This is a genomic window from Sphingomonas bacterium, from assembly GCF_903643035.1.
Lineage (GTDB): Bacteria > Pseudomonadota > Alphaproteobacteria > Sphingomonadales > Sphingomonadaceae > Sphingomonas.
Map to the genome: position 1 here is coordinate 1 of NZ_CAHJWW010000090.1, position 10,091 is coordinate 10,091.

Here is a 10,091-nt window from a genome sequence, read left to right on the forward strand (position 1 = left end):
GGTGACGCGGCGCGCGGGGGCCGTTAGGATCGCGCGCCATGACCCGCCCCGACCGACCGAACGCCCGCCCGAACGACCGCCCGACCGCCCGACCCCTCGCGCGTCCGCCCGCGCTCTCGATCGTCGTCCCCTGCTACAACGAGGCCGCGTGCCTCGACGTGCTGCATGCGCGCGTGTCGGCGGCGGCGCGGGCGGCGGTGGGGGACGACCATGAGATCGTCCTCGTCAACGACGGTTCGAGGGACGAAAGCTGGCCGGCGATGCAGCGGCTGGCCGCGGCCGACCCGCGGGTGGTGGCGATCAACCTGTCGCGCAACCACGGCCACCAGCTCGCGCTGACCGCGGGGCTGGACCTGTGCGCGGGCGACCAGGTCCTCATCATCGACGCCGACCTGCAGGACCCGCCCGAACTGCTCGCGGGGATGCGCGCGGCGATGGACGAGCAGCAGGCCGACGTCGTCTATGCCGTGCGCCGCCGGCGCGAGGGCGAGACGCTGTTCAAGAAGCTGACCGCCGCCGGCTTCTACCGCGTGCTCGACCGCGTCACCGACACGCCGATCCCGCTCGACACCGGCGACTTCCGGCTGATGAGCCGCCGGGCGCTGGATGCGTTCCTGTCGCTGCCCGAGCAGGCCCGGTTCATCCGCGGGATGGTCGCCTGGGTCGGCTTCCGGCAGGTGCCCTTTCCCTACGACCGGGCGGAACGGCACGCCGGCGACACCGGCTACCCGCTCGGCAGGATGGTGCGGCTGGCGTTCGATGCCGTCACCGGCTTCTCGACCGCGCCGCTCCGCCTCGCCAGCCATGCGTCGGTGATCCTCGCCTTCGCGTCGATCCTGCTGCTGTTCTACATCGGCTGGGGCTTCTTCGCGGGCAATCCGGTTCAGGGCTGGACGTCGACGATGCTGGTCGTGGTGGTGCTGAGCGCGATCCAGATGTTCGTGCTGGGGATGATCGGCGAGTATCTCGGCCGGCTGTACGTCGAGTCGAAACGGCGGCCGCTGTACCTGGTGGCGGACGTCGCCGGGCCGGTGATGGGCCGGGCCACGCTGGGGTTCAAGGCGGAGGCGCCGTCAGCCGGGCTCGGCCAGCGCCACGATCGAGACGCCCGGAGTCATCGGCACGCGTCCGACCAGGTGACGCTCCAGCCGGAAGATCCCCTCGAACAGCCGGTTGACCGGGCCGGGCGGGGGTGAGTCGTCGCTGTCCTCGCGGCCGGTCAGCTTGCCCGCGATCCGCGCGGCGGCGGCAAGCGGGAACAGCAGCGAGTTGAAATAGCCGAGCTTGCGAGGGTTCAGCCCCGCCCCGCGGATCGCGGCGGCGAGCGTGCGCTTCGAATAGCGGCGGTGATGGTGGTTGACCACGTCGTGCGCGCTCCACATCCACGCATGGGCGGGCACCGCGATCAGGACCTTGCCGCCTGGTGCCAGGCACTCGCGCATCGCCGCCAGCGCGGCGACGTCGTCGGCGATATGCTCCACCACGTCGAGCACCGCGATCAGGTCGTAGGCCCCGCGCTCGATGCCGGGCAGGTCGGGCAGCGGTGCGTCGCCCACCGGCCGGCCCAGCCGCTCGCCCGCGATCGCGCGCGCGGCCGGATCAATCTCGATCGCCTCCACCCGCCCGAACCGCGCCAGCATCGGCAGGTTGTGCCCGGTGCCGCAGCCGATCTCCAGGATGCGCGCGTCGGCGGGCAGCGCGGCGTAGCGCGTCAGATAGTCGGCGAGGATGTCGCGCCGCGCGCGATACCACCAGTGCGTCGAATCGTGCGCCGCCATCCGGTCGTAGACGATGCGGTCCATCAGCGAGGCTCCATCAGCGAGGCTCCATGGGGCGGGTCGTCACGCGAACACCCACAGTCGGTTGAGAACGAAGGTGACGAGCGCGGCGAGGAAGATGGCCGGGACCAGCGGGACCCAGGGCTGGTAATGCAGCACCGCCGTGCCGAGCCAGGTCACGACGCCGTTGAGCGCCAGCCCCGACCCCTGCACCGCCACGAACCGCGCGTGCTGCGCCGCGCCCGGCCGCCGCGCGCCATGACCGCGGAAACTCCAGCGGCTGTGCAGGAAGAAGCCGCACGTCACGGCCACCGCAAAGGCGAACGGCACCGCCGCGACCGCCGTCCGGCCCGTGAAGACGTAGCGGGTGAGCGGCAGGTAGACGAGCGAATAGACCACGCTGGACAGCCCGCCCGCGATGCCGAACCGCACCAGCTGGCCCAGCAGGCCGCCGCGCCGCCACTCCGCCAGTCGCCCGGTCCCCGTCACCCGTCACTTGCCCTTCACCTGATCCGCGATAGGAGCGGAAAGACGCCGGCCCATCGGGTGCGCGGCTGGGGGCGTGTAATGCGGGTGGTCGCGTGAAGGAAGTGTTCCCGGTGCCGGCCCGTCCGCCTCGCCCGTACCGTTCGATGAGCCTGGCCGAGGAGGCGGAGCGGCACTGGGTCCGGCTGACGCTGCTCGCCTGGGCGCTGGTCGCGGTGTCGATCCTGTGGAGCCGCTACGGCTCGATCTACTGGCTCGCGCTTGGCGACACCGACGACAACATGCGGCTGATGCAGGTGCGCGCGCTGCTGAACGGTCAGCGGTGGTTCGACCTGCGGAACCACCGGCTGAACCCGCCCGTCGGCTTCGACATCCACTGGTCGCGGCTGGTCGACCTGCCGATCGCCGGGCTGATCCTCGCGCTGCGCCCGATCGTCGGGCCGGTCTGGGCGGAGCGGTGGGCGTGCGGGATCGCGCCGCTGCTGCCGCTGTCGCTGGCGATGCTGGGGGTCGGGGCCACCGTGCGCCGGCTGGTGTCGCCGGTCGCATGGCCGGCGGCGATCCTGTTCCTGATGTGCTGCCCGGCGACGCTGATGATGTTCATGCCGGAGCGAATCGACCATCACGGCTGGCAGCTGGCGATGCTCAGCCTGACGGTCGCGGGGCTTTGCGACCCGGCGCGGCGGCGCGGCGGCGCGCTGGTGGGGATCGCCAGCGCGGCCAGCCTGACGATCGGGCTGGAGATGCTGCCCTATGCGGCGATGGCCGGCGGCATCCTCGCCCTGCGCTGGGTGTGGGACCGGGCGGAGGCGGTCCGGCTGGAGGTGTACGCGCTGACTCTCTCGGCCGGCAGCGCGATCGGCTATGCGGGGTTCCAGGGATGGGACTCGAGCGTCCTTCGCTGCGACGCGCTGACGCCCGTGTGGCTGACGGCGATGATCCTGGCGGGCGGCTTCCTGTTCCTTCTAGCCCGGCTGGACCCCGCGTCGCGCGCGCTGCGGCTGGCGCTGGCGGTGGCGGCGGGGGCGATCGTCGCGGCGGCCTTCGCTCACGCCTTTCCGCAATGCCTCGGCCGGCCCGAACAGGTGTCGCCCGAACTCGAACGCAACTGGCTGAACAACGTCCGCGAGGCGAAGCCGATCTACAGGCACCCGTTCCGCGCCGCCTTCCCGATCGTCGCGCTGCCGGTCGTGGGCGTGATCGGCGCGGCCTTCGCGACGTGGCGCGCGCGCGGCGCCGCCCTGCGCACCGCCTGGGTGCCGGTGCTGCTGTTCGACACCTTCGCCGCCCTGATGCTGCTGTGGCAGGCGCGGGCCGGCCCGGCGGCTCAGCTGCTGGCGGTGCCGGGCGTCACCGCGCTCGCCTGGTGGCTGATCCCCTGGGTGCAGCGGCGCACCAGCGTCGCGGTCCGCGTGCTGGGAACGGCCGTGGCGTTCCTGCTGGTCTCCGGCCTGTTCGCCGGGCTCATCGTCCGCTGGCTGCCGATCGACCGGCCCAAGGCGTTCATCCGGCGGGTGGACCATGCGACCGGGCTGTGCCTGACCCGCCCGGCGCTGGAGGCGCTGAACCGCTATCCGGCGCAGACGGTGTTCACGTTCATCGACCTGGGGCCGCGGCTGGTGACGATCACGCACCATGACGCGGTCGCCGGCCCCTATCACCGCAACGGCCCGGCGATCCTCGATGTGCAGCACGCCTTTTCCCGCTCGCCGGCGGAGGCGCGGGCGATCATGCGCCGACATGGCGCGACGCTGCTGCTGGTATGCCCGGACATGGCCGAATCGACCAACTATCGCGCGCGGGCGCCCGGCGGCTTCTACGACCAGCTCGCGCATGGCCGGCGCTTCAGCTGGCTCCGGCAGCTGCCGCTCGTGCGGGGCGACCCGTTGCGCGTGTGGCGCATCGACTGATCGGGGCGCCGCGACGGCGGCGAGCCGGGCCTGTTAAAGCCGGGCCTGTCGAAGCTGGCCTTGTCGGAGCTGGCGTTATCGGAGCTGGCGCTATCGAAGCTGTCTGGTCACCCCGTCGATCACGAACTGCACCGCCAGCGCCGCCAGCAGCACGCCGAGCAGCCGGGTGACGACCGCTTCGATCTTCGCCCCCAGCAGCCGCATGATCGGCCCCGCCGCCAGCAGCGCCGCCATCGTCAGCAGCAGGATCGTCCCCATCGCGCCCAGCACCACCAGATGCGCGGAGAGCCCCGGGTTGCGCGCGCCCAGCAGCATCACCGACGCGATCGAGCCCGGGCCGGCGATCATCGGCATCGCCATCGGAAAGATCGACACGTCCTCCGCCTGGACCGGATCGTGCGCGACCTTGGCCGCGCGGTCCTCGCGGCGCTGGGTCCGGCGCTCGAACACCATCTCCAGCGCGATCAGGAACAGCATGATGCCGCCCGCGATCTTGAAGCTGTCGAGCTGGATGCCAAGCCCCTTCAACAGCCCCTCGCCGAACAGCGCGAACGCGACGAGGATGACCGTCGCGACGCCGACCGCGCGGATCGCCATCGCCCGCCGCTGGTCCGCCGCCGCCCCGGTCGTCAGCCCCGCGAAGATCGGCGCGCATCCCAGCGGATCGATGATGACGAAGAAGGTTATCAGCGACGAGACGTAGAGTTCGGTCATGGCTGCGGGCCGGTCGTGGGTGGCTCGAACGTCCGGGGTTGGGGCATCCGGGGTTGGGGCATCCGGGGCTCCGTCATCCGGGCGTCCCGGACGCGTCGACCCTCCCGTCGACCGCCACGCCGTCGCGCCGGCAGGCGGAGACATAGGCGTTGCGCATCAGGCAGGCGATCGTCATCGGCCCCACCCCGCCCGGCACCGGCGTGATCGCGCCCGCGACGTCGACGGCGCCCGCGAAGTCGACGTCGCCGACCAGCATCGTGCCCCCGCCCTCCCTGTCGGTACGGTTGATGCCGACATCGATGACGGTCGCGCCGGGCTTGATCCAGTCGCCCCTCACGAGCCCCGGCACGCCCACCGCGGCCACGACCACGTCCGCCCGCCGGACGCAGGCCGCAAGGTCGCGCGTGCGGCTGTGCGCGATCGTGACGGTGCAGCTCTCCGCCAGCAGCAGCTGCGCCATCGGCTTGCCGACGATCCCCGACCGGCCGATCACGACCGCGTCCAGACCCGCGAGCTTCGGCCGCACGTCGCGCAGCAGCATCAGGCTGCCCAGCGGGGTGCACGGCACGAAGCCCGGGAGCCCGGACGCGAGCCGGCCGACGTTGACGGGATGGAAGCCGTCCACGTCCTTGTCGGGGTCGATCCGCGTGATGACCGCGCTCGCGTCGACATGCGGGGGCAGCGGCAACTGGACCAGGATGCCGTCGACGCCCGGATCGGCGTTCAGCCGGTCGACCAGCGCGAGCAGCTCGGCCTCGCCCGTGTCGGCGGGCAGCCGGTGCTCGAACCCCCGCATGCCCGCCTCGGCGGTCGCGCGGTTCTTGGAGCGGACGTACACCGACGACGCCGGATCCTCTCCCACCAGCACGACCGCCAGCCCCGGCGCGCGGCCGGCCGCCTCGCGGAAACCCGCCACCGCCGTGGCGACGCGGGCGCGCAGGGCGGCGGCATGCGCCTTGCCGTCGATGATCCGGGCGGTCATCGCATCAGCCCCCGATGCCTGCGGACAGCACCGACATGTCGATGTTCCCCAGCACGTACATCAGGATGCGGATCACGATCAGCGCAACGAACGGAGACCAGTCCACCCCCCCGCTCGCCGGGACGACGCGACGGATCGGGCGATACATTGGCGCCGTGATCTGGTCGAGACTAGACGCCATCCCCGCGACGAAGCCGCCGTACCGGTTGACGATGTTGAACGCCAACAGGATCGACAGGACCGCCTGGATGAGGATCAGGAACGACGCGGCGTTGAGGATGATCTCCAGAACGCCGATGATGGTGTGAACGAACAAGGGATCAATCCTTCGTGGCGCGGCGCCGGATGCCTAGAGCGGTTTTCCGACCACGTTGCACCATCGTCATCGCCCTTCTGGCGCCCGCTTGCGCGGCAGGGCGCTTTCGGCCCGGTGCGGCGTTGCCGGTCGGTCACGATGCGGTGGCATCGCGCCCTCCCTCGCGCCTTGCACCGGACCAAATCACCTCGGCGCCGATTATACAACCTGATCAAAACTCGCTCTAGCGGATCGGGTGGTGGGAGAACAGGGGGCAGTCCTCCCTCCCTGCGTACAGGGAATGAGGGACTAGCAGCGTACCAGCGTGCCCACCCCGGCCCGCGTGAAGATTTCCAGCAGCAGGGCGTGCGGCACGCGCCCGTCGAGGATCACCGCCGCGTCGACGCCCGCCCCGACTGCGGCCATGCACGTCTCCAGCTTGGGGATCATGCCGCCGGTCACGACGCCGTCGTCCATCAGCCGACGGATGGCGGCTGGCGTCAGGTTGCTCTGCAGCTCGCCATCCTTCAGAACGCCCGCCACGTCGGTCAGCAGGAAGAACCGCGCGGCACCCAGCGCGGCGGCGATCGCGCCCGCCATCGTGTCGGCGTTGACGTTGTAGGTGTGGCCGTCCGCGCCGATGGCGACCGGCGCGATCACCGGGATGATGCCGGCGTCGCACAGCGTGTCGACGATCCGCCGGTCCACCGCCACCGGCTCTCCGACGAAGCCCAGGTCGACATGCCGCTCGATCCCCTGGAGCGGATCGGCCTCGCGTCCCGTCACCTTCTCGGCGCGGACCAGCCCCGCGTCCTTGCCCGACAAGCCCACCGCACGCCCGCCGGCCTGGCCGATCCAGGCGACGATCTCCTTGTTGATGCTTCCCGCCAGGACCATCTCGGCGATCTCGGCCGTCTCCTTGTCGGTGACGCGCAGGCCGCCGACGAAGGTCGACTCGACCCCCAGCCGCTTCAGCATCCGCCCGATCTGCGGTCCGCCGCCGTGGACCACCACCGGGTTGATGCCGACCGCCTTCAGCAGCACCACGTCCTCGGCGAAATCCCGCGCCGCTTCCGGATCGCCCATCGCATGGCCGCCGTATTTGATGACGAACGTGCTGCCGGCGTAACGCTGGAGATACGGCAGCGCCTCCGTCAGCGTCTCGGCCTTGGCGAGGAGGGCAGGATCGGGGGCGTGGCTCATGGAACGGGCCTTAGCGGGGGCGCAGGCGGGGTAAAGTCACAAAGGCCGCACCTGCTTCGCGTGCACCCGGGGGTGATCCCGAGGCATCCCCCTCGGAGGAAATGTCGACAGTACGGGGGCGGCGACGCAGGAAGTGCGGTCATAGCGAAGCATCCCGGCGACGCGCATCGATCCCTACGGGAGCCTTGTGCGTGTTTGTCGTAGTGCCTGGCGACGGGCATCGACCACGCTACGCCCGCGCATCCAGCCGGCGACCCAGCGCCACCGCCGCATAGATCGCGGGCGGGACCAGCAGCGCGGACAGCAGCACCTTGACGATCATCTGCCCCAGCAGCAGCTCGCGGATCGGGAACACGCCCAGGAACGCGATGGTGACGAACAGCAGCGTGTCGATCACCTGGCTCGCCACGCTGGCGATCCCAGCGCGCAGCCACAATAGCGCCGACCCTCTCCGCCCCTTCAACCACGAGAAGACGCGCACGTTCAGCGTCTGCGACACGCCGTAGGAGATGATGCCGCCCACCCAGATGCGCGGGGTCGCGCCCATCATCAGCGCGAAGGCGTCGCGCCGATCCGGGACCATATCGGGTGCGGCGGGCACCCACAGGACGACGAGCGACAGAGCGATCGAGACGAGCAGCGGCACGAAACCGTACAGCACCAGCTTGTCGGCGACCGCGCGCCCATGCAGCTCGGCCACCGCGCTCGACACCACCACCAGCAGCAGGAAGGCGAAGATCCCCGCCTCGATCGCGAGCGGCCCCAGCCCGATGAGCGGCCCGAGCGCCGACAGCGGCCCGAGCGCCACCTGCTTGTTGCCCAGCACGCCGGCGATGCACACCATCCCGCCGTAGAAGATCGCCAGCGCGAACAGAGAGCGGGGGATGCCGGCATGGAGGCGATCATGGGCGACAGGCGTGGGGGCGAGCATGGCGGCACGCTACGGGGTTTGGGCGGGGGGTCAATCGGGGGACGCCTCTCTTGTCCTCGCTCCCACGCCGGCCTCGTTCGGTGGCGGTTCCACGTTCATTCCGTCATGCCGGACCTGTTCCGGTACCCAGCGTCGTACGCGCGTCGCCGCCGCGATGCTTGGACGACGCTGGACCCCGGAACGAGTCCGGAGTGACGAAAGGGCGACAAAGGCGGGAGGGCTTGCCCGCCGCCTCCCCGCCCGGCCATAGTCGATCTCCGGGGCCGCCGTCACGCGGCGGGGAGTATCGGCCGACATGTACCGCATCCTGATCGGCCTGGCCGGCATCGGCGTCATCCTGCTGATCGCGGTCGCGCTGTCGACGGACCGGCGCGCGATCCGGCCAAGGATCGTCGGCGCGGCGTTCGCGCTGCAGGCGGGAATCGCGACGCTCGTCCTGTACGTGCCGGCGGGCAAGGCGCTGATCGCCGGCATGGCGACGGGTGTGGCGAACCTGCTCGGCTATGCGCAAGCGGGGATCGACTTCATCTTCGGCCCGCTCGCCAGCCCGGCCATGGGTGGGCACAGCTTCGCACTCGCCGCGCTGCCGGTCATCATCTTCTTCGCGGCGGTGATCTCTATCCTTTACTATCTCAAGATCATGCAGTTTGTCGTCAAGTGGATCGGCGGCGGCATCCAGTACGTGACCGGCATCTCCAAGGTCGAATCGCTTGGTGCGGCCGCCAACATCTTCGTCGGCCAGAGCGAGGCGCCGCTGGTCATCCGGCCTTATCTCGCCGAGCTGACGCCGTCGCAGGTCTTCTGCGTGATGACGGTCGGCATGGCCGGGGTCGCGGGCACGATCCTCGCCGCCTACGCTTCCATGCTCGGCACCGACCTTCTGCCCTATCTGCTCGCCGCCAGCTTCATGTCGGCGCCGGGCGGCATCCTGATGGCCAAGCTGGTCATGCCCGACGACCCCGCCGACCGGGGCCGGGAACCGGCGGTGGAGGGCGACATCCCGTCCGGCGAGGAGCGGCCCGCCAACGTCATCATGGCGGCGGCGGAGGGCGCGCAGACCGGCGTCCGGCTGGCGGTGGCGGTGGGCGCGATGGTGCTGGCGTTCGTCGCGCTGGTCGCGCTCGCCAACGGCATATTGGGCGGGATCGGCGGCTGGTTCGGCCACCCCGAGCTCACCTTCCAGGCGATATTGGGGCGGGTGTTCCAGCCCGTGATGTTCCTGCTGGGCGTGCCGTGGGACGAGGCGGGGACGGCGGGCGGGCTGTTCGGGACCAAGGTGGTCATCAACGAGTTCGTCGCATTCGGCTATCTGAAGGACGCGAAGGCGATACTGTCGCCCCACACCGTCGCGGTGGTGACGTTCGCCTTGTGCGGCTTTGCCAATTTCTCGTCCATCGCGATCCAGATGGCGGTGACGGGCGGGCTCGCGACGGGCCAGCGGCCGACGATCGCGCGGCTGGGGCTGCGCGCGCTGGCGGCGGGGAGCCTGGCGAACCTGATGAGCGCGGCGCTGGCGGGGCTGCTGGTGGCGTAGTCTGCGGGCCGGCACCGCCTTCTGCGTAAGCGGATCAGAGAACCTGACCACCTGCGTAGATCGCATCCAGCACCCGGCTCACCGCGATCAGCCCCGCCGTGTCCGGATCGAACCGCTCGCCTGCCGCGAGCCGCCGCGCCCAGTCCGCTCGCCGATTTCGGCGCGCAGCAGCCCATCTCCGGCAACATGAACAACGGCGGCGGCTACTACGGCGGTAACGGCATCTTCTACCCACACATCTACCGCTACTACTACGGC

General features: G+C 70.7%; 9 protein-coding genes and 1 pseudogene. 3 read left to right on the forward strand and 7 right to left on the reverse strand.

All coding sequences use genetic code 11. From position 1 onward, the window contains the following. Window positions 1–38: 38 nt before the first annotated feature. Window positions 39–1,070 (forward strand): annotated as a pseudogene (locus HUV01_RS07495) (glycosyltransferase family 2 protein); the annotation flags it as partial. Window positions 1,071–1,073: 3 nt separating this feature from the next. Here the strand turns inward: HUV01_RS07495 and HUV01_RS07500 are convergent. Both HUV01_RS07500 and HUV01_RS07505 read right to left on the reverse strand, forming a co-directional pair. Next, window positions 1,074–1,802 (reverse strand): class I SAM-dependent methyltransferase, encoded by a 729-nt coding sequence (locus HUV01_RS07500; protein ID WP_174297674.1) that lies wholly within the window; start codon window positions 1,800–1,802, stop codon window positions 1,074–1,076. A 39-nt stretch (window positions 1,803–1,841) separates the two neighbouring features. Further along, on the reverse strand, window positions 1,842–2,267 hold the full coding sequence (locus HUV01_RS07505) for a GtrA family protein (protein ID WP_254606464.1): 426 nt from the start codon (window positions 2,265–2,267) through the stop codon (window positions 1,842–1,844). A 143-nt stretch (window positions 2,268–2,410) separates the two neighbouring features. Between HUV01_RS07505 and HUV01_RS07510 the strand changes: the two genes are divergently transcribed. Beyond that, window positions 2,411–4,174 carry an AcrB/AcrD/AcrF family protein gene (locus HUV01_RS07510; protein ID WP_174297682.1) on the forward strand — a complete coding sequence of 588 codons (1,764 nt, stop codon included), beginning with the start codon at window positions 2,411–2,413 and terminating at the stop codon, window positions 4,172–4,174. 90 nt (window positions 4,175–4,264) lie between these two features. Here the strand turns inward: HUV01_RS07510 and HUV01_RS07515 are convergent, their stop codons facing one another. The 5 genes from HUV01_RS07515 to HUV01_RS07535 form a co-directional block, all read right to left on the reverse strand. Next, window positions 4,265–4,888: a MarC family protein gene (locus tag HUV01_RS07515; protein WP_174297675.1), complete on the reverse strand. Its 624-nt coding sequence runs from the start codon at window positions 4,886–4,888 to the stop codon at window positions 4,265–4,267. 73 nt (window positions 4,889–4,961) lie between these two features. Continuing rightward, a complete protein-coding gene (gene folD, locus HUV01_RS07520; RefSeq protein WP_174297676.1) occupies window positions 4,962–5,870 on the reverse strand; it encodes a bifunctional methylenetetrahydrofolate dehydrogenase/methenyltetrahydrofolate cyclohydrolase FolD in 909 nt (302 codons plus the stop codon). Between the two features lie 4 nt (window positions 5,871–5,874). Beyond that, entirely contained in the window at window positions 5,875–6,186 is a 312-nt protein-coding gene (locus tag HUV01_RS07525) for a YggT family protein (RefSeq protein WP_174297677.1), read from the reverse strand. A 288-nt stretch (window positions 6,187–6,474) separates the two neighbouring features. After that, window positions 6,475–7,368, reverse strand: a complete 894-nt coding sequence (gene argB, locus HUV01_RS07530) for an acetylglutamate kinase (protein ID WP_174297678.1) — start codon at window positions 7,366–7,368, stop codon at window positions 6,475–6,477. A 229-nt stretch (window positions 7,369–7,597) separates the two neighbouring features. Then, window positions 7,598–8,299: a queuosine precursor transporter gene (locus HUV01_RS07535; protein WP_174297679.1), complete on the reverse strand. Its 702-nt coding sequence runs from the start codon at window positions 8,297–8,299 to the stop codon at window positions 7,598–7,600. 295 nt (window positions 8,300–8,594) lie between these two features. Between HUV01_RS07535 and HUV01_RS07540 the strand changes: the two genes are divergently transcribed. Further along, window positions 8,595–9,833 (forward strand): NupC/NupG family nucleoside CNT transporter, encoded by a 1,239-nt coding sequence (locus HUV01_RS07540; RefSeq protein WP_174297680.1) that lies wholly within the window; start codon window positions 8,595–8,597, stop codon window positions 9,831–9,833. Window positions 9,834–10,091 lie beyond the last annotated feature (258 nt).